Source organism: Clostridium sp. MD294, assembly GCF_000364165.2.
In the GTDB taxonomy this organism is placed as follows: Bacteria; Bacillota; Clostridia; order Lachnospirales; family Anaerotignaceae; genus Coprocola.
The window spans coordinates 380,782-402,007 of the sequence record NZ_CP097810.1; the positions used below are offsets into that span (position 1 = coordinate 380,782).

The window sequence follows — 21,226 nt, forward strand, 5'->3', positions numbered from 1 at the left end:
TTAAATCTCCTTTCTCCATGTAATTAACTTTTTTTCTATCATATTTACAATAGCAACACTTATCATTGCTACAAATGAAAGTAATACCACAGGTGCAAACACTCCTGCACCATCTAACTGTGTCATCATTCTTTTACTGAAATAACCTAATCCGCTTTGTGCTCCTAACCATTCTGCAATTGCTGCACCTATAATGCTCATAGGAATTGCCATTTTAATAGCGGAAAAAAAATAGGGTAATGCTGTAGGAAATTTTAATTTTACAAAAATATCTTTTTTATTTGCACCATAAGTAATAAGTAATTCTTCCATTTCTCTTTTGGTAGATTTTAAACCATCATATACTGTAATAGTAATGGGGAAAAATGTAATTAATATTGTGACAAGTACTTTACTCCATATACTATATCCAAACCAAAGTACAAAAAGAGGTGCAATTGCTGTAGTTGGTATTGTTTGAGATGCTACAATGATTGGATAAAGAGCATTTTCAATATTGGTATTACTATCCATAATTACAGCTAAAAAAATACCTAATATAATAGAAATTAACAAACCTAAAAAAGTAACTCCCATTGTTGCTGGCAAATGTACTAACAACAATATTTCCTTTAGTTGCCACATTTTTAAAAGTATCTGCAAAGGGGAAGGCAATATGTATGCTGCACCAATACTCATAGCAATAAATTGCCAAAACAGTATTATAAAAATGCCTAATGCCAAAGCAGGCATATTTTTTTTCATAGTCTATTCCCCTCCTATTGTCTTAATTTTTTGATAAGCTGTTCTTTTAGTTCTACAATATCTACTTTTTTTAAATCTTCTCTTTTTCTGGGATATTGTAATGGTACTTGTATTTTTTCCATACAACAAAAAGGGCTGTCTTTTATAATAAATACAAATTTTGATAAAAATATAGCTTCTTCTACATCATGTGTAATAAACAATATTGTTTTATGAAAGTGAAGCCATTGCTGTAAAAGCCATTCTTGCATGTCTACACGAGTCAAATAATCTAATGCACTAAAAGGTTCATCTAACAATAGCATTTCTGCTCCAGCTAATAATGTTCTTGCAAAAGAAATTCTTTGTTTCATTCCTCCAGACAATTCTCTAGGATATTTATTAGCATATTCCAAAAGTCCTATTTCTTTTAATACTTCATAGCATTTTTTTTGTTGTTCTTTTTTAGGCACTTTTTGTAATTCCATAGGTAAACAGATATTTTTTTCAATAGTGTTCCAAGGAAAAAGTAAATCTTTTTGAGGCATAAAAGCACTATATTGTTTTATTTGTTGTATAGGTTTACCATCAATCAGTATCTGTCCCTTTTGTGGACTTTCTAAGCCATTTATCAAACGAAATATTGTACTTTTGCCACAGCCACTTTTTCCAATAATAGAAATAAAATCTCCATTATCTACAGAAAAATTAAAATTTTCCATCATTACCTGTTCCTCTTGTGCATACTGAAAGAATACATTTTGAAATTCTAGCACAATTTACACTCCTTTTTATAGGACATATCCCAAAAAGCATATTCATAACGACTACAATTAATAAATATTGTTTTCAATTCTTCTATTCTTTTCTGTGAAATATCTTCTCCTAATTTATCTGTTAAATCAATTAATTCTTGTGTATCTTTTCTATACTGTTCAGAAGAATATCCTTTTATCCATTCTCCATAAAGAGGGTGTTGTGTTGCATTTGGTATGTTTGCATGATGTTCTCCTATTACTTGATAACTCCATGCACAGGACAATATCGCAATTAAAACATCTAATACATCACCATTATAAGCTACTTCCATCATATAGCTTGTATAAGAGCGATTTGCAAGAGATTGTTTTGCTTCTTTTATTTCTTCTTTTGAAATGCCAAGTCTTTGCATATATATTTTATGTATGCTCATTTCACCATACAATGTACTATGTACCATAGAAGCAAATTTTCTCATCAATTCCTCTTGTTTGCTTTTTATGACACCTAATGCAAATACTTTAGAATATTCCAACAAATATAAATAATCTTGTACCATATAAAAGCGAAATAAATCCGTAGAAAGCGTTCCTTCTCCTAACTGCTTTACAAAAGGGTGTTCTAAATAGCTTTTCCAAATTTCTTCTACACTTTCATATAATATTTTTGATAGCTTCATTTTCACAACTCCTCTTTTCATTTTTATAAATAAAAAAAGACAAAAAATAAAACTTCCCAAAAAAGAAAGTTTATTTTTGCCCTTATAATTGACAATTTGCTTCCTTTCGTTGGTACTAACCACGTCAAGTTCAAAGGGTCAAGCAATATGCTTTCTCAGCCAATAAAAGGCCCCCCTAGCAGAATTTATTTTATTATATACAAGTATAGTATGATAAACATATTTTGTCAACATTTACTTTTTTATATTTATTTTATTTGTTTTATTTATCTATTTCTAACAAAAAATAAATTTCACAATATGCTGTCATTTCTTTTTGCTTCTGATTGCAGTATAATGTCTTTACTAACAAACACATCGTATTAAAATGGCGAAAATAGTATCAATACAGTACTTTCACCACATCATTACATAAAAAGGAGATGTACTATGGACGATAATATGCTTTTAAATTTAGCATTAGATGCAGGAGAAATTATGTTAGCTGCTGGTGCAGAAACACATAGAGTAGAAGATACCATGGAACGTATACTTTCTATGGGAGGAGAAAACCTCCCAGAAGCAATTACATTTTCAAATGTACTAATAGTAAGTATTCATAGCCCTCTTTCTGGCTGTCTTACTATGTCAAGAAAAGCACCTTCTCGCAGTACTGACTTTGCTAAAATATGCCGTGTTAATGATTTATCTCGACGCTTTACATCAGGAGAAATTCCTATTGAGGAAGCCTATCAACAATTATATACCATATATAATGAGCCACTTTTTTCTGGTTTTTTAAATATACTTTCTTATGGCATTGCTTCTGGTGCTTTTACATTGATGTTAAAAGGTACTATTGAAGATAGTATTAGTGCTTTTATTACAGGTATTTTATTGGGACTTTTTATGAGTTTTTTATCCCAAAAAAATGTACCTTATTTTTTGCGTTCTCTTTTTGGAGGGGCATATACTGCAATTTTTGCAGTACTTTTTTATATTTTGGGGCTAGGTAATCAATACAGCTTAATTATTGTAGGTAGTATTATGACATTACTGCCAGGTGTTACATTAACAAATGCAATACGTGATATTATGGAGTCTAATTTTTTAAGTGGTACTTCTAAAATTATGGAAGCATTTTTAATTGCAACTTCTATTGCAGGAGGTGTTGGTATTGTGTTGACATTTTATCATGATATACTATCTATATTAGGAGGTATCTAATTTATGGAAGTTATATTTCAAATTATAATGGCTTTTTTTGCTTGTGTTGCATTTTCTATTATATTTAATGCTCCTAGAAAAGAATTACCTTTTTGTGGTATCTCTGGAAGTATTAGTTGGGGAGTTTATTTCTTTGTAAATCAAATGCTTTCTCAACAAGTACTTGCTACATTTCTCGCAACATTGGTTGTTACAATTATATGTCGTTTTCTTTCTTCTATCCGTTTAGAACCTTCTACAATGTATCATATTGCAGGTATATTGCCTCTTGTACCAGGTATGAATATTTATAATGCTATGTCGGGTATATTGAGTAATGACCTTTTATATTGTTTTGGTCAAGGTGTTATAGCTTTAAAATTAGCAGCAGCAATTGCTATAGGCTCTATATTAATATTGTCATTACCGCAATCTATGTTTCATATTCCTTCAAAATAATACATAAATAAATCTCAAAATTTTGTTTTCATATTTATGTGTAAATTTTAGCAATATATAAAGTACTAAGGCAATGAAACAAAGGAGTACTCGTATTATGAAAAATTTTTTAAATCAAAACAAAATATTATTAAAACATATTAGTATATTATTGATTACTATATTTTCTGTTTATATCTTTTTTCAATATTTATTTCAATTTATAGCACCTTTTTTTATAGGTTGGCTATTTAGTTTATTATTTGTACCATTTGTTAATTTTTTAGAAAAAAAGGCAAGTATTCCTCGCTGGATAGGCAGCTTTATATCTATATTACTTTTGATAGGATTTTTTGCTATCATTGTATTTGGTTTGTGGAAAAAACTGTATACAGAAGCACAGCTTTTTTATCAAAATTTACCTGTTTATATTAAAGATTTGCAAATTTCAATACAAAAAATATCTTATGATGTAGATACTATTATGCAGCATTTTCCTGTAGATTTACGTCCTTATTTGACTTCCTCTTTGAATGCTATTTTAGGCGTTTTACCTTCTATCATACAAAGCGGAGGAAGTCAATCTTTTAATATTTTAAAAACAATACCAAATATTGTTATGATTATTATTGTGGCACTAATTTCAGCATATTTTTTTACAAAAGATAGGGCATTAATTTCTGCCTTCTTTCATAAACATTTTCATACACTATTTGAAGGACAGTTCAAACAGGCAAAAGAACAGTTAAAATACTCTATATTAGGTTATATCAAAACACAATGTATATTAATGTTTTATACATTTGCTATCTGTATTATAGGATTGCTATTGCTTCATTCTCCTTATGCACTACTTTTAAGTGTTATTATTAGTTTGATTGACGCTCTGCCCTTTTTTGGAAGTGGCTTTATATTGTGGCCAGGTGCTGTTATTTCTGTAATGATAGGAAAACCTTCTATTGCTGTAGGCTACATCATTATATATCTTTGTGTCAATTTTATGAGGCAAATTATGCAGCCTAAAATATTAGGCACGCAAATAGGATTGCACCCTTTATTGATATTAATTTCAATGTATATTGGGCTAAAATGTATTGGATTTTTGGGCATGATTATAGGTCCTATACTTGCTGTACTGCTCAAAGCAGTTTATCAGGCAAGCGAAACAGTAGATGTTGAAAAATTACTTCACTCAAATAAACCAAAATAAATATAAAAAAAGGCTTCTCTATATCAGGAGTAAAGCCTTTTTCTATATGTCAAAAATATTCCAATTTATATTTAATAAAATCAATATCATCATCAATATAATCTCTTTCATTTTCTGATAAAAGATTTTTTAATAAAGTAAAAGTATATAGTTCTATTAGTCTTTTATATTCGTTTTTAAAGAGTTGCTTGACTTCTTGTCGTATATCTTCTTTTATATATCTTGTTACCTGAACTAAAACGGTACTATAAAAAGCTAATGATTTTACAGTATTTTCTGATAATAGCAAAGTAAAATCTACAAAGCACCTTGCTGCTGCTTGTATATAAGTAAATTCTTCTTCGCAAACATATTTATAAAAATATTCCATTGCTAAAAATTTATATTCGAAAAATTCACTCATAAATAATACTCCTTATACTTTTATATTATTGTTTTGCTGTAACATATTGCCCTATAAAAAGTACTTCTTCTGTATCATATGTATGTGCTGTAATCATATAAATAAAAGGCCTGTCTGCTTTAAATACTACTGGTTGTTCCATATTCATTCCCCTGCCGGCAGTAGATACTGTACCACTTGCTGCTTCTGTACCTTGTTCATTTACTATAATTTTTGTTTTTTGAAATACATCTGATATACACATCTGATTTCCTTCTGTATACATATTACTGAAATCTGCACTATTTTGGAACATTGCATTGATACCCATTGCTTTTAGTGTATCTTTAAAGTCATAGCTTTGTTCTGTAGTAAATTTTGGCATAGTCACTTTTACTTTTAGTCTTTCTTGAAAAGTCAATAATGTGTTTATAGTATCATTATCAAGTGTTAATTCTTTTCCTTTTTCAGGTAAAAATAAATACATAGTATATTTTTTGTCACTGTAAGGTAAACCTAACATTTGCCAACCATTTACCTCACAGTAATATGGTTCATTATGTGGTGTTCCGTTTATAAAATCGGTTTCTGACTGTGTATTATCTATATTATAAAAAATGTCTTTTTTAGTATTTTCATTTTTAAATTCTTCTTCCCAGCTACATTTAAAATAAGTTGTATTAATTAAAGCTGTTTGAAAATTTGCATCTGAAATCATATTTTTTAACATACCATTTGTTTGCTGTTCTATCCATTTATTTATAACTGTTACTGCTGTATCTGGTGTGACAACATTCGCCACTCCTTTAAAAACAGACTGTATACGATTGTTAAAATTTTCATTAAAAATAGTGTTTTTTGTATTTTGTGTATTGTTGTTATACCACAAGCTATTTGCAAAATAAATGCTACCTTGATTATCGTTTAAATCTATATAATCTGACTTTCTTTCTTCTACTGTCCAGTTTAATACTTCTGAAACAAATTGATTACATTGTTCTATATTAGAATATCCTAATGTATTTAATATTTCCTGTTGTGTTTGTCCTGTTGTACCATTTGCTATCATAGCTAATGACATTTTCATACTAATAGGAGAAATAACACCATTTTTATTTTTCTCTATTACATTCAATAATGAAATACTGTCATAAAAATTATTCTTTTTAAACACTTTACTGCTATTTGAAATTCGTAATGCTTTTTTATTATTATTTTGTATTTCTTTTATATCAATAGACATTAAATCATAAAAATCATTCAGTTTTACATAAGATACACCATTTATATTTTTTATATCAAATTTACCCGCTGGTTTTCCATGTACAAAAATCGTATTTATGTCTAAACGATACTCTATTTTTTTCTCAAATTTGTCTGTCAATGTAATGACAGAAGGGGTATAGTCTACTGTATAACCAATCTGTTCTGCACATTCTCTTAGTGGTATAAAATAAGTATTATCTTCTATATAAATAGCATTATTCAATTTAGTGTTTCTGCCTAAATAATATAAATCTACATCTGCCTTCTCCATAGCAAATATTGTGCTGCAACAGCTTGCCAATATTCCCAAACAGACTAGCATTGTTTTAAAAAATTTCTTTTTCATTTTATACACACTCTCCTTTGTATTTCATATATTATTTACTTTATAACAAATTATAGCATAATTTTACTATAGAGTTATTACAAAATTCTTACGATTTGAGTGGTATTATAGTAATGTATAAACTCACATATTGTTAAATATTTATCATTACAATATTTCTATATTTTTGTGGTATATTAACTAAAAAATACTATATAACTATGGTATTGTTTTTATATTTTATGTAGCACTTTTTGTATTAATAAAAAAACAGTTATTCAATATTGATAATCTCTATGATAATATATTAGAGATTTTGTTATATTATATTGAAAAATATATTGTTTTTTGTTATAATTTTGTTATTATATTATTTATAATTTTATTATTATATTATTTATTGAAAGGATAAAATTGAAGGGGTTGGACATCATGAAAATGAAAAAAAAATTTATTAGTTTGCACTTTAAAATGTTAGGGGGAATATTATTACCAAACCTTATTGTATGCGTATTAATGGGTATGTTTATTACAAATTCTGTTGGAAAATCTACGCAAGGGCTTATAGTAGAACGATTATCCGCTGATGCTATTGCAGTTTCCAACGAAGCGAACGAATTCTTTTCACAGCATATCGCAAAAGTAGAAACCATTGCGGCAGATTGCAATATCGAACAATTATTAATTCAAACATTGCCAAATACAGCTCTCGTTGATGCACCTTTATTTCCTTCTGTCCAACAAACTGTAACAAAACAACAACAAGTAGACTCTGATACTGTATTATCTGTTTTTATCGCTGACGTTGACTCATCTCAATTTATGATGTCTGATGGTTATGTCACAGGCCCTAATTACGATATTGCTTCCAGACCTTGGTATGAAGCGGTTACTTCTAATAAAACATTCATTACATTGCCTTATACAGATATTAACACAGGTGAAATTGTAGTTACAATTGCTTCTCCTATTACAGAAACAAATACAAGTAATGTTATTGGCGTCGCTGCTATTGATATGAGTTTAGAAAGTATTGTTAAGATTATGGATAACTACATAGTAGGAGATACTGGTTTTTTGGTTTGCATGGGACCAGCAGGAACAATATTATACCATCCAAATAGTGCATATATAAATCAAAATTTCTCAGAAACAGATTTTTCATCTGATATGAAATCTGCAGTTGCAAATTCAGCTTTTGATGATTATACTTTTAATATTGACAACACAGAATATTATGGTTCCTTAACTGAAATTGGTGATACTGGTTTTATGGTATTAACTTGTATGCCTGAAGATGAAGCAATGAGCGTTTATAAAAGCATTACAAAACAAATTGATGGAGCATTTTTTATTAGTTTAATCATAATGGCTATTTGCGTTTTCATACTTTCTAAAATGATTATAAGGCCTTTGATGTCATTAAGAAATGCAGCACAGTCTATTGCAGAAGGTAATTTAAATATTACAATGGATACTCATTCTTCTGATGAAATTGGTCAAGTTTCTATTGCTTTTTCCAAAACAGTAGAACAATTAAAAAAATATATTGTTTATATAGATGAAATTGCAAGTGTATTAAGTCAGATTTCATTAGGTAACCTTGTTTTTTCTCTTCAAAATGACTATACAGGAGAATTTTCTAAAATTAAGGACTCTCTTTTAGATATTAGAACCAATTTAACTACTACATTAAGTCATGTTTCAAACTCTTCTGATAAAGTATTAGAAAACTCTATGCATATGGCAGATAATGCACTTGCTTTAGCACAAGGTGCCACAGAACAAGCGAGTGCAGTAGAACAACTTGCTGCCTCTCTTAATGACGTTTCTCATCATGTAGAAGCAAGTGCACAAAGAGCAGAAAATGCAAATCAGCAAGCTATTGCTGTAGGAGAACATATTAGTGTTAGTGATAAAAAAATGAAGGAAGTATTATATTCTATACAACATATTAATGAATTTTCTTCTCAAATTGAAGCAATCATTAAAACAATTGAAGATATTGCTTTCCAAACAAATATACTTGCTTTAAATGCTGCAGTAGAAGCGGCTAGAGCAGGTACAGCAGGAAAAGGATTTGCTGTTGTTGCAGATGAAGTACGAAATCTTGCAGGAAAAAGTGCAGAAGCGGCTAAAAATACAACACAATTAATTATACAAACAATAGATGCTGTTGCAGACAGTACAAAAATTGCTCACACAGCTGCTTCCGCTATGAATGAGGTAGTAGTAGGAGCAAACTCCATTATTGCAGAATTAAATGAAATTTCAAAAATGTCATTAGAACAATCTCATGCTATATCACAAATTACAATAGGCATTGAACAAATTTCTTCTGTAGTATCTACAAACTCTGCTTCAGCAGAAGAAACTTCCGCTGCCGTAAATATACTTTCTTCCCAAGCAAAAGTAATGGAAAAAGAAATCAAACGTTTTCAACTTTCTTAAAAATATAAAAAACTGGCACATTTCAAAAAATGTGCCAGTTTTTTAATTTGTTTATTAGAGCAAGTCTATAAGCCGGGTTCTGTCGTGAATGGTCATCTATCTTGGTATACTGTCACCAGTATCATCATGCGGCTTTTTTACGGAACAGAACGAGCCATTCTTTATTGTTCCTTTCGCCTTGCTTCAAGTGGGGTTTACATAGCCTTTGCTGTTACCAGCAAAGCGGTGGGCTTTTACTCCACCTTTCCACCCTTACCTATATAATATAGGCGGTTTATTTCTGTTGCACTTTCCTTAGAGTCGCCTCCACCAGCCGTTAACTGGCACTCTGCTCTATGAAGCCCGGACTTTCCTCACTTTTTTAAAAAAATGCGACCATTCAACTTACTCTTATTTATTATATGTTATATATTTTACTTTTGTCAATTATTATATTTTATTTATGTTAATACATTTTGTTGTTGCAAGTAATTATATGTGCTAAAATAATGCTATCATTTTATGGGAGGAATAATAAATGGCATATTGTACTATATTTTATGAAAGTTGGCAAATGCAGTGTTGTGGTACAGAATTTAAAATTGGCGATGTCATTGAATGGACAGTATGTACTTCAGAAAATTTTACTCCTGCTAATATCAATATAGACTATTTTTACGAAGCACATAGTAATAAATGGAAAACATTATTTGTTTTGTCTGGTACAATATCAGAGATACAATTATTTTATCAAAAATATGTACATTCTCCTAACAATAAAAGATTTCTTATTCCTTCTCATCAATTTATTATAGAAAGCGTTCAAAATATAGATAGTTGTGAACAAAACAAAAATGATATGGAGCTTAGTGGGTATATTGTAAAAATAAATAATTACTCTGTTCGTAATGCAAAAAGGCAAGATATTACTTATACATAATATAAAAAGAGCAGTAAAAATACTGCTCTTTATTATTTTATCATACTTTAAAGCAACTACCTCCCAAAAATTCTTTTATAATAGAATTATTTGGTATAGCGTCGCCATTTGCACCTAAAAAATAATCTAAAAATTTAATTAATCTTTTGGCATCCACAAATTCACTTTGTGACTGTTCTATTTTAAACAAAAGTGGCTCAGCATATTGTTTTAACACACTTAATTCATATATTGTAGCTGAATTAAATATAGCATCTGCATTTTCTTGAAAAGGAAATATATTTTTTTCTTCTCCTCTTGTAACATAATCCCAACCAGCAATAGTAGTAGTAGCATCTCTACCTCTAAATTGATTATCCCTTACAATACGACGTATCAAACGGCTATCTGATGTAGATATTCTATTATGGTCATCAATATTTAATTGTGTCATAGCACTAATAAATATTTTAAATTTATTTTCTGTGGCAATAGAAGCTGTCAATAAATCATTCAGCCCATGTATACCTTCTATTACAAATATACCACCTTTTTCTAATGTCATATAATTTCCATTATACTCTCTTTTTCCTGTCACAAAATTATAGTGAGGCATTTCTACTGTTTCCCCTGCTATCATTCTTGTAATATGGTCATTAAACAACTTTAAATCTAGCGTATTAATATCTTCAAAATCTTTATTTCCAAATTCATCTATAGGAACATCTTCTCTATTGATAAAATAATCGTCCAATGAAATAGCGTAAGGAATAATACCCAACACACGAAGTTGTACACAAAGTCTATTCGCAAATGTTGTTTTTCCAGAAGAAGAAGGCCCTGCTATCAATACTACTTTTACCTTATCTCTTTTTTGATAAATTTTATCCGCAATTTCTGCTACTTTTTTTTCATGAAGTGCTTCATTAATACGTACCAAATCACCAAATTTTCCATTTGTAATTGCTTCATTCAAGTCAGCAACATTGTTTACTTTCATGAGAGAACACCATTTCATTTGCTCCATAAAAACACTAGAAACTTTTTCAGGGTCTGTAAACTTTAATATTTCATTAGGATTTTTTCTGTCAGGAAAACGTATCAAAAAGCCATTTTCATATAGCATGAGTTGAAAACTTTTTAAATATCCTGTAGAAGGTACCATATAGCCGTAAAAATAGTCATAAACACCATCCATTTCATAAAGGTTAATATTAGAAGCACGTCTAAAACGGAACAATCTTGCTTTATTTTCCATACCAAATTCCCTAACCTTTTCTATAGCATCATCTCTATAAAAAGCATATTTATTAATAGGAATATCTTTTTCTACCAAACTTTTCATTTTTTCTGTTAATGTATCCAAAAACTTTTGATTGACTTGCACATCTTTTTCTCTTATTTCGCAATATAAACTTTTGTGTAAAGAGTGTTCTATCACTACAGAAGCTTTTTTCCCTAGCATTTCTTTTACTGCTTTTATCATCAAAAAAGAAACGCTTCTATGATACACTCTCATACCTTCCATACAAGTAATATCATAAAATATTACTTCTCCACCTTGTTGAATTTTATTAGAAAGCTCTATCAATTTGTTATTTTGTTTTGCTAATAATATGGGAAATTTAAAATCACTTTGAAATTGTTTTGCTATTGTTTCAAAAGAAGTTCCTTCTTGCACTTCTAAATTTTTTCCTAATACTTGTATAGACAACATAATAAACCCTCCTTTATGATATATGCTCAAACACCTGTCCATTGACAGAAGATTGTATTACTTCTATATCCCAATGATATTGCTTTGATTTTTGTTCTAAAAACTGTTTTAATATAGGTACTACAATAACTTCACTAGCATAATGTGTTACATCTGCTACACAAAGTCCCATTTCTATCGCTCTTTGTGCTTCGTGAAATTTAATATCACCTGTCAAATAAGCATCTGCTCCCATTATTTTGGCTTGTTCCATAAATTCTACGCCACTTCCTGTACAGAGAGCAACTGTTTTAATATTTTTATTTTTTTCTCCCACAATACGTATACTGTCTAATGACAACTGCTTTTTCAAAAAAACACTATACTGTTCAAATGTCATACTTTCTTTTAGTGTTCCAATTCTACCTATACCATATTGTTTTCCTTTTTGTTCCACATCATAAATATCATATGCTGGTTCTTCATAAGGGTGTACTTTTTTTATAGTTTTTAAAACAGTATGCAATAATGAACTTGGCACAATAGTTTCCAATCTAACCTCTTGTACTTTTTCTAATAGTCCTGGTTTTCCTAAATATGGTTTTGTACCTTCCAATGGCAAAAACGTGCCTATTCCTTCTGATGAAAATGTACAATGTGAATAGTTTCCAATAAAACCAGCTCCTGCATCACATATTGCTTCTCGAAGTGTTTGTTGATGTTCCTTTGGTACATACACCACTATTTTTTTTAATTGTTCTGCATTTGTATTTTTTAATATTTTTATGTTTTCTAGTCCTGCTAAATTTGCCAAAACATCATTTGTTCCGCCAAAAGCAATATCTAAATTGGTATGAGCACAATAAGCGGAAATGTCATTTTTAATTAAATTATATATTTTTTTTCCTAAAGAGGTATCTGATTGTATATTCTTTATTTTTTGAAACAATATCATAGGGTGATGTGTTACAATTAAATCTGCACCAATATGAATAGCTTCTTCTATTACAGGAGTCATGACATCTAATGCTACCAAAACTTTTTTAACTTCTTTGTTTTTATCTCCTACTGTCAATCCTACATTGTCCCATTGTTCTGCTAAATATTGTGGTGCAAATGTTTCTATTTGTTCTATAATTTCTTTGCACAATACAGCCATTGTTCCGCCTCCTCTACTAATTTTTGATATTGTAAAATCTCTTGTAATCTTTTTTGTGACTGTTGTGTTTTTTTATCACACAATTGTAATTGTATATTTTGTAAACGATTTTTTTCATTTAAAATAAATTGTTTTAAAACAGTATCTTTACTATCCAGTAATATTTTACCAAATAAATATTCTATTTCTTTACTATATTTTTGTTCTCCTTTTATTGCTCTTAATATTGTATAAAAAATATCATCTTCTAGTATCATTTTTTCATCTACAATACTATAGCCAATGTAATGTAAATACTTTCTTACAGCAGGTACATCTAAATGAGGACAAAGTACAAATTCTTTTACAGTATCCACTATCTCTTTTGACTGCTTCAGTAATTCTATTATAAGCATTCCTCCCATACCTGAAATAATAACTGTATCTACTTCATTTGGCTGTAAAGTCTGTAATCCATTTCCTAAACGAGTTACAATCACATTTTCTGCATGATGTGCTTTTATATTTTGTTGTGCTTTTTGTAAAGGTTTTTGATTAATATCGCAAGCAATTATTTTTTCTGCTTTTCCTTTTTTATGTAAATAAATAGGAATATATGCGTGGTCTGTTCCAATATCTGCTACTGTTTTTTGTGTTACAAAATCTCCTACACAACGCAGTCTTCGTGACAATTCCAACATTATTCACCTCTCTTATGTTGCTTTTTTAATATTTTATGAGCAAATGCAAACAACAACAAACAAAGTAATACTGTTGCAACACCACACAGTATATTTGCTATATTTTGATATTTTAATATTGTTAACAATATATTAGATGACACTTGTGTTGTTTGTTCTTCTATTTGAACTGCTTGTTGTCTTATATTAAAAGAAACAACTATCATAATAAAAGAAACAACTATAATCATAATAGCAAAAATTTTTTGATGTTTCATGCTGGCATCTCTTCTTCCATTATTGAAAAAAGGTTTCAAGGGTGTATGCCCTCAAAACCTTATATGCACTTTATTCCAAATAATCCTTTAACTTCTTGCTTCTACTTGGATGTCTTAATTTACGTAATGCCTTTGCTTCAATTTGTCTAATTCTTTCTCTTGTAACATTAAATTCTTTGCCAACTTCTTCTAATGTTCTAGCACGTCCATCATCTAAACCAAAACGCAAACGTAACACCTTTTCTTCTCTATCTGTTAAAGTATCTAGTACTTCAATAAGCTGTTCTTTAAGTAATGTAAATGCAGCAGCTTCTGCTGGAGCAGGAATATCATCATCAGGTATAAAATCTCCTAAATGACTGTCTTCTTCTTCTCCAATAGGTGTTTCCAGTGACACAGGTTCTTGTGCTATTTTCATAATTTCACGCACTTTTTCTTCTGGCATTTGCATTTCTACTGCCAATTCTTCCGCAGTTGGTTCTCTACCATATTCTTGTAATAATTGTCTTGAAATACGAATTAATTTATTTATAGTTTCTACCATATGCACAGGTATTCTAATTGTTCTGGCTTGGTCAGCTATAGCTCTTGTAATTGCTTGACGTATCCACCATGTAGCATAGGTACTAAATTTATAACCTTTATGATAGTCAAACTTTTCTACTGCTTTAATTAATCCTAAATTTCCTTCTTGAATTAAATCTAAAAAAAGCATACCACGCCCTACATACCTTTTTGCAATGCTTACAACAAGACGTAAATTGGCTTCTGCTAGTTTCTTTTTGGCATATTCATCGCCATCTTCCATTTTCCTTGCTAATTCAATTTCTTCCTCTGCACTCAAAAGTGGTACTTTTCCGATTTCTTTTAAATACATTCTAACAGGGTCATCAATGTTGATACCTTCAGGAAGTGTCAAATCCAAATCCTTTTCGATTTCATCTTCTGCCTCAATGGTATTCAACACATCAATGCCCTTCGCTTCAAAAAATTCATATATTTTGTCAATACGGTCTGAATCTAGGTCTATATCACCAAGGTAATCCATAATTTCCTTGTATTCCAGTACCCCTTTCTTCTTCTTGCCGATTTGAATTAGTTCTCGCAATCGAGTAATTAATGTGTTTTCATCGACAGATTTCAATATGATCCTTCCTTTCTGTTCTCTAGTATTTTAACCATCTGCTATTGTAATATACAAACTGTCTAGTTTTCCTTTTTCTGCTATTAGCTTTTTAATTTGCTCAACAGATTGTGCTTGAGAAGCTAATTTATCCAAACTGGCTTTTTTTACAGCTTTGACTTCTTCTGTCAGTGCTTTTTCTATTTCTTTTGTAGACTGATATTCCAAAGCAACGGCAAAAATTTCTGTCACCATTTTTTGCTCTTCTGGTAACTCAAAATAATTGACCAATTCCGCCGGAAATACTACAGCACTTTTTTGATGAAGCAAATCTATTTTTTCATAAACCCTTTTATAAACTTCTTCTGCAAAATCTTCTGCTAACAGTATTGTCTTTACTTTGTTGTAAATTTGTATATTAGAAGCACATAAAAATAAAATATCTTTTTGTGCAGCAAATATGCCTGATGATTTTGTTATCAAATCTTTATTATTTTGATAATATTGTGTTTTTCTTTTTTGCTGTGCATTTTGTGCAAACACTTCATTTTCTTTTTTTACTATTTTAATAATCTCATTTTCTATAGCTCGCTGTGAAATTCCTGTCATATTGGCAATTTCATTTGTATAAACATTTCTTTCAATATCGTTATCTAATTTTGCTAAAATATTCGCTGTTTGTGTTGTAAATTCCACTTTTTGCTGTATTTGTGTGAAATCATACTGTTTTTTTAAACATTGTATTTGAAATGTAATATAATGCTGAGCATTTGCCAATAAATGAGAAAAAGCTTGTGCACCATTTTGTTTTATAAATTCATCAGGGTCTTTTCCGTTAGGGACTTGTAACACTTTCACATGAAAGCCATTTTGTGTCAATATAGGAATTGCTCTTTGTGCTGCTACAGTGCCTGCATCATCGCTGTCATAAAGAAGTATGACACTATCTGCATACTTTTTTAATACTTTTGCGTGTTCTTGATTAAATGCAGTTCCTAAAGATGCTGCTACATTTCTAAAACCTGCTTGATAGAGAGAAATCATATCCATATAACCTTCTACTAATATTATTTCTCTTTTTCTTGTATTTTTTGCAAAATTAAGGCCATATAAATTTCTGCTTTTATTAAAAAGAAGTGTTTCAGGAGAATTTAAGTATTTTGGTTCTCCTTTGGACAATATTCTGCCTCCAAATCCAATTACTCTACCTTGTATATCTAATATCGGAAACATTAAGCGATTTCGAAAACGGTCAAAATATCCTTTTTGTTCCTTTCTTTCTATTATTAATCCGCTTTTTTGTAATTCTTGTTGAGAAAAACCTTGTTTTTGTAAATGTTGATATAATTCTTGTTGTCCTTTTGGTGCATAACCTATACCAAATTTTTTCTGTATGTTGTTATTCATTTGACGTTGTTGTAAATATGCTCTTGCTTGTTCTCCAACAGGCTCATGCAATTTTTCATAAAAAAATCGTCCTGCCTTTTTATGTAAATCAAAAAGTCTTTGTCTTTGCATCTCTTGTTCTTTTGCTTGTTGTGTATATTGTGGCTGAGGCAATGTAATGTGTACTCTATCTGCAAGCCTTTTTACTGCTTCTGGAAAAGTATCATTTTCCATCTGCATAATAAAAGTATATACATTTCCTGCTGCACCACAGCCAAAACAATAATAAAATTGTCTTTCACTGCTGACAGAAAAAGAAGGTGTTTTTTCATTGTGGAATGGACAAAGACCAAAATAAGATGTTCCTTTTTGTTTTAATGGCAAATATTCTGATATGACATCTACAATATCGTTTTGAACCCGTACTTCCTCTAATATTTCTTGGGGATACAGCACAAGCACCACCTCATTTTAATTGTTGTGCTTATTATTTTATTATATTAAAATAAGCAACATTGTGGTTAATATTCAAATAGCAGAATATAACCATATAGTTTATTTCGACATTTTTTATAAAAATCCTTCTTATTTTTAAATATTTGTACAGTTCTACAAAAAACATATGATATTTTAAACGATGCTATATAATTTTTTTATGGAATATTAGTAAAATATACTCCTTATTTAGTTAAAAAACATTTATATTTCTATTGTGATATAACTGCCTCCTATCATTGCTTTTTTTACAACAATCTGTTTTTCAATACGCTCTTTTATTTCTGAAATATGAGAAATAATACCTATTATTCTATTTCCTTCTGTCAAATGATGAAGTACATTGATGGCTTGGTTAAGCGACTCTTCATCTAAAGAGCCAAACCCTTCATCAATAAACATAGCATCTATTTGTATACCTCCAGCACATGATTGTATTTCGTCAGAAAGACCCAATGCAAGAGAAAGTGAAGCTTTAAAAGCTTCTCCTCCAGATAATGTTTTTACACTACGTTCTGAACCATTATAGTGGTCAATAACATTTAATTCCAAACCACTTTGACTAACACGATTTTCTGCATCTACTTTTCTTTTTAATTCATACTGGCCATTACTCATTATCATAAATCTAACATTTGCCTTTGCTATTATTCTTTCAAAATAGTTCATTTGTATATATGTTTCCAGCATTATTTTATCTTTTCCTGTAATTTTTCCATTTACAGTATCTGATAAGCTTTTTACAAAATAATACTCTTTTTCTATTTTTTCTATTTCATTACCATATTTTTGTATCTCATAAAGTATTTTTTGATTAGAAGTATATTGCACATTTATATTATCTATATGATATTGTGTATCATTTTTTACTATAGTAAGTTGTTTTTGTTTTTGAAGTAACTGTTCTATATCTAATTCTATATCATTTGAAATTTGTTTTTCTAATGTGTCTATTGCTATTTTTTGTTGTTCTACTAATGCAGTACAACTTTCAAATTCCATTTGTGTTTGCTGTATTTTTTGCTCTATATCACTTTTTTCTTTTTTCATTTCTAAAATTTTAGCAGAAGCAACTTTTTTATTTTCATATTTTAAATTACTTTTTAGCTTTGCTATTTGTATAGTAATATTTTCTATTTCTTTTTGTAAAATAATACTATCTCTTTCTGCTTTTTGTAATTTTTCTGTCATTTGTAATTGTTTTTTTTCATTTTGTTCTATACTTTTTTCTGAAGAAATTTTTTGTTTTATTTCGTCATTAATTTGTTGTATATGACATTGTATTGCATTAATTTGTTCTGTGCTTTGCTTTCCTTTTTGTTCTATTATCATTGAAATATCTGAAAAAGGACATTTTCCAATTACTTTTTCTGATTTGACTACAATATTTTGGTATAATGTTTCTACTCTTCCTTTTATTTCTCCTGCATTTATACTAAAATAAGACATTTCTTTTTCAAAATTCGTAATATCATTTTTAAAATTTTCTAATTCTTCTCTACTAGGTGCTTTTTCAGTCATTTTTGCAATTTCAGGGTGTTCTATAGAACCACAAACAGGACATTTTTTTCCTTTTTGCAATTTAGATGCTAATATTCCTGCTTGTTCATCAAAAAATGCTCTTTCCATTAGAATTAACTGCTGTTTTTTGTCTTCACAAATTGATGCTGTTTTTTCATATTTTTGCTGTGCTATATGAAATTGCTTTATTGTAGTATCATACTTTTTAATAGAACTAAAAATTTCTCTATAAATTTCTCTTGTGGTTTCTAGTTCTTTTTTTTCTGCTTCTAGCTTTGACTGTATTGTTTCTATGTCTTTTAGTGCATTGACTGTTTGTTTTTCATTGAATAGCACTTGTTCTATTTGCTTTAATTTTAAAGTATCATTTTCTATATATTGTTTTAATATTTTCATATTTTGGTGGTATTGATTTATTGTATCATTCCATCTATCTAGTTCATCATAATCTGTTAATTTATTATTTTCTGTTTCAATGATAACTGCTAATTCCTCTATTTTTGGTGATTGCATTTGAGCCATTTCTACATTCTGTTTTAACTGATATAATAGTGGCTGTTTTTGTTCTAATATATTTTTTGCTCTTTGTATATCTTTTTTCGCTTTTGAAATATTTTCTGCTTTTCCTAACAATTTATTTACTTTTTCTAATTTGTTTTCTATCTCTTCAAAATGATTTTTTAAAACAGTCAACTCCTCTTGTTGTTTCATAATGATTTTTTGTGCTAAATCAGTCACTTCTTCTATAGAAGCTATTGTGTTGTTTGACTGTAAATTACTTAAAGGAATATAAAAATCATCTTTCTCATTACAGCAAATATTTTTTACATATCTTACAATATTTTTATTCATATCATCATATTGTTGTTTTAAAATATTTGCTTCCTCTTTTATTTTTTCTTGAAATAAAAAATAAGGTTTTGTATTAAATATTTCTCTAAATATTTTGCTACGCTCTTCCGTTTTAGAAAGAAGTAATTTTAAAAAATCTCCCTGTGCAATCATAGCAATTTGTATAAATTGATTTCTGTCAATTCCTATTAACTCTATTACTGCTTTTGTAACTTCTTTTGATTTTGTAATAGGTGTTCTATCGTCAGGAAATGTCAACACTGCATCTGCTTTTTGTGTTGTAAATCCTTCTCCTTTTTCTCTTTTTCTGATATATTCTGGATTTCTATAAATATGATATTGCTTTTTCTGATATAAAAAAGTAAATTCTACATAAGTAGGGGTGTCCTCTTTAGCATATTTACTGCGAAACATATTTGCTTCTCTTACATTACCACTAGCTTCACCATAAAGAGCAAATGTAATAGCGTCAAATATAGTTGTTTTACCTGCACCTGTATCTCCAGTAATCAAATATAATCCTTTTTCTCCTAATTTCTCAAAATCAATATTCACTTTCTCTGCATAAGGTCCAAAAGCCGATATTGTTAATTTTACTGGCTTCACAGTTCCACCTCCCATATTTTTTCCATAATGCGAGCAGAAAATACTGTTTGTTGTTCTGTCATAGCACAGTTGTTTTGTGCTTCATAAAACTGCTGTAGTAATTGTAAAGGTGTTTTGTTTTCTATATTTTCTGTTACAGGAACTGTTTGATTATTTTGTGTTCTTTTATTGTTATAATCTAATCGCATAATATTGGGATAAATGCTTCGAAGTTTTGCAATAGCATCTATAATATCTTGTTCATCTTTCAATATAATGTGCATATAATTTTGTACATTAATATTTTTATAATAACATAAAGAAGTAATTTCTTGATAATATCCTTCTATTTCACACATATCTCTTTGAGGTATTAACTCTATTTTTTCAATAGAAACATTATTTTTTTGTTTTAATGTTACTATTGTAACAGATTTTTTGTGATTTACTTCTGAAAAAGAATATTTTAAAGGTGTACCACAATAACGTATTGTTTCACGCCCTACATACTGTGGTTTATGTATATGCCCCAAAGCAACATAGTCAAAATCACTAAAAACATCTGCATCTACATTGTCAATTTCTCCCACAGAAATATCCTCTGAATTACTTTTTTCCGCTCCTGTTACAAATTGATGAGCAATTAATATATTTCTTCTATTTTTATTGATATTCATATTCTCTATTACTATCTTTACAGCATCATTATAAGAGTTAATTTCTACATTACTATAAAAGGGTCTTACTGTAGCAGGTTTTATAAATGGTAGCATATATATTGCTATTTCACCATACTCATCTTTTAATATAATTTCATTGACATTTCCGTCAAATACAGGGGAAAAATAAACACTACTTTGTTTCATTAATTCTGCTCCGAAAGCAATTCTCTCTGCTGCATCATGATTTCCACTGATAACAAATACAGGTATATTCTTTTTTGCTATTTTAGTTAAAAAATCATCAAATACTTGTACTGCTTCTTTTGGTGGTATTGATTTATCATAAATATCTCCCGCAATACACACACCATTTACATTTTGCTGTTCTATAATGGAAATAATTTTTTCAAAAATATATTTTTGGTCTTCTAACATAGAAAATTCATTTACTTTTTTACCAATATGTAAATCTGATAAATGTATAAATTTCATAA

18 protein-coding genes, 1 other RNA gene and 1 riboswitch are annotated in these 21,226 nt (G+C 29.2%); of the genes, 5 read left to right on the top strand and 14 right to left on the bottom strand.

Annotated elements, in window-relative coordinates:
* The 3 genes from C820_RS01875 to tenA are packed head-to-tail and all read right to left on the bottom strand — an operon-like array spanning nucleotide 1 to nucleotide 2,161.
* Complete coding sequence (locus C820_RS01875; protein ID WP_004035844.1) at nucleotides 1–744, bottom strand: ABC transporter permease; 744 nt, start codon at nucleotides 742–744, stop codon at nucleotides 1–3.
* Between the two features lie 14 nt (nucleotides 745–758).
* Nucleotides 759–1,499 (bottom strand): ABC transporter ATP-binding protein, encoded by a 741-nt coding sequence (locus tag C820_RS01880; protein ID WP_004035843.1) that lies wholly within the window; start codon nucleotides 1,497–1,499, stop codon nucleotides 759–761.
* Complete coding sequence (gene tenA, locus C820_RS01885) at nucleotides 1,493–2,161, bottom strand: thiaminase II (protein WP_004035833.1); 669 nt, start codon at nucleotides 2,159–2,161, stop codon at nucleotides 1,493–1,495. The genes C820_RS01880 and tenA overlap by 7 nt, the downstream gene beginning before the upstream one ends.
* An 84-nt stretch (nucleotides 2,162–2,245) precedes the next feature.
* Nucleotides 2,246–2,348: riboswitch (TPP riboswitch) on the bottom strand.
* Between the two features lie 242 nt (nucleotides 2,349–2,590).
* Between tenA and C820_RS01890 the strand changes: the two genes are divergently transcribed.
* The 3 genes from C820_RS01890 (at nucleotide 2,591) to ytvI (ending at nucleotide 4,994) form a co-directional block, all read left to right on the top strand.
* Complete coding sequence (locus C820_RS01890) at nucleotides 2,591–3,367, top strand: threonine/serine exporter family protein (RefSeq protein ID WP_004035832.1); 777 nt, start codon at nucleotides 2,591–2,593, stop codon at nucleotides 3,365–3,367.
* Between the two features lie 3 nt (nucleotides 3,368–3,370).
* The gene (locus C820_RS01895) at nucleotides 3,371–3,805 is read left to right on the top strand and encodes a threonine/serine exporter family protein (RefSeq protein WP_004035826.1); all 435 of its coding nucleotides are present in this window, start codon (nucleotides 3,371–3,373) and stop codon (nucleotides 3,803–3,805) included.
* Between the two features lie 97 nt (nucleotides 3,806–3,902).
* Nucleotides 3,903–4,994: a sporulation integral membrane protein YtvI gene (gene ytvI / locus C820_RS01900; protein ID WP_004035825.1), complete on the top strand. Its 1,092-nt coding sequence runs from the start codon at nucleotides 3,903–3,905 to the stop codon at nucleotides 4,992–4,994.
* A 49-nt stretch (nucleotides 4,995–5,043) separates the two neighbouring features.
* Here the strand turns inward: ytvI and C820_RS01905 are convergent, their stop codons facing one another.
* Complete coding sequence (locus tag C820_RS01905) at nucleotides 5,044–5,397, bottom strand: hypothetical protein (protein ID WP_004035823.1); 354 nt, start codon at nucleotides 5,395–5,397, stop codon at nucleotides 5,044–5,046.
* A 25-nt stretch (nucleotides 5,398–5,422) separates the two neighbouring features.
* The gene (locus C820_RS01910) at nucleotides 5,423–6,988 is read right to left on the bottom strand and encodes a serpin family protein (protein ID WP_004035822.1); all 1,566 of its coding nucleotides are present in this window, start codon (nucleotides 6,986–6,988) and stop codon (nucleotides 5,423–5,425) included.
* 411 nt (nucleotides 6,989–7,399) lie between these two features.
* On the opposite strand from C820_RS01910, the gene C820_RS01915 reads away from it, so the two are divergent.
* On the top strand, nucleotides 7,400–9,418 hold the full coding sequence (locus C820_RS01915; protein ID WP_051057754.1) for a methyl-accepting chemotaxis protein: 2,019 nt from the start codon (nucleotides 7,400–7,402) through the stop codon (nucleotides 9,416–9,418).
* Nucleotides 9,419–9,470: 52 nt separating this feature from the next.
* Here the strand turns inward: C820_RS01915 and rnpB are convergent.
* Nucleotides 9,471–9,809: RNase P RNA component class A (gene rnpB / locus C820_RS01920), an RNA gene on the bottom strand.
* A gap of 126 nt (nucleotides 9,810–9,935) precedes the next feature.
* On the opposite strand from rnpB, the gene C820_RS01925 reads away from it, so the two are divergent.
* The gene (locus C820_RS01925) at nucleotides 9,936–10,337 is read left to right on the top strand and encodes a DUF6578 domain-containing protein (protein WP_004035820.1); all 402 of its coding nucleotides are present in this window, start codon (nucleotides 9,936–9,938) and stop codon (nucleotides 10,335–10,337) included.
* A 40-nt stretch (nucleotides 10,338–10,377) separates the two neighbouring features.
* Here the strand turns inward: C820_RS01925 and C820_RS01930 are convergent, their stop codons facing one another.
* The 8 genes from C820_RS01930 to C820_RS01965 form a co-directional block, all read right to left on the bottom strand.
* Nucleotides 10,378–12,033 (bottom strand): nucleoside kinase, encoded by a 1,656-nt coding sequence (locus tag C820_RS01930; RefSeq protein ID WP_004035819.1) that lies wholly within the window; start codon nucleotides 12,031–12,033, stop codon nucleotides 10,378–10,380.
* Nucleotides 12,034–12,046: 13 nt separating this feature from the next.
* Nucleotides 12,047–13,171 (bottom strand): Nif3-like dinuclear metal center hexameric protein, encoded by a 1,125-nt coding sequence (locus tag C820_RS01935; RefSeq protein WP_004035818.1) that lies wholly within the window; start codon nucleotides 13,169–13,171, stop codon nucleotides 12,047–12,049.
* Nucleotides 13,144–13,851, bottom strand: a complete 708-nt coding sequence (locus C820_RS01940) for a tRNA (adenine(22)-N(1))-methyltransferase (RefSeq protein ID WP_004035817.1) — start codon at nucleotides 13,849–13,851, stop codon at nucleotides 13,144–13,146. The genes C820_RS01935 and C820_RS01940 overlap by 28 nt, the downstream gene beginning before the upstream one ends.
* Nucleotides 13,851–14,108: a hypothetical protein gene (locus C820_RS01945; protein WP_004035815.1), complete on the bottom strand. Its 258-nt coding sequence runs from the start codon at nucleotides 14,106–14,108 to the stop codon at nucleotides 13,851–13,853. The genes C820_RS01940 and C820_RS01945 overlap by 1 nt, the downstream gene beginning before the upstream one ends.
* Nucleotides 14,109–14,178: 70 nt before the next feature.
* Nucleotides 14,179–15,225, bottom strand: coding sequence for an RNA polymerase sigma factor RpoD (rpoD, locus tag C820_RS01950; RefSeq protein ID WP_035296439.1), 1,047 nt, complete (start codon nucleotides 15,223–15,225; stop codon nucleotides 14,179–14,181).
* A 57-nt stretch (nucleotides 15,226–15,282) separates the two neighbouring features.
* Nucleotides 15,283–17,073, bottom strand: coding sequence for a DNA primase (gene dnaG / locus C820_RS01955; protein WP_004035812.1), 1,791 nt, complete (start codon nucleotides 17,071–17,073; stop codon nucleotides 15,283–15,285).
* Between the two features lie 243 nt (nucleotides 17,074–17,316).
* Nucleotides 17,317–20,091, bottom strand: coding sequence for an AAA family ATPase (locus C820_RS01960; protein WP_004035809.1), 2,775 nt, complete (start codon nucleotides 20,089–20,091; stop codon nucleotides 17,317–17,319).
* On the bottom strand, nucleotides 20,088–21,224 hold the full coding sequence (locus tag C820_RS01965) for an exonuclease SbcCD subunit D (RefSeq protein ID WP_004035808.1): 1,137 nt from the start codon (nucleotides 21,222–21,224) through the stop codon (nucleotides 20,088–20,090). Before C820_RS01965 ends, C820_RS01960 begins: the two co-directional genes overlap by 4 nt.
* Nucleotides 21,225–21,226 lie beyond the last annotated feature (2 nt).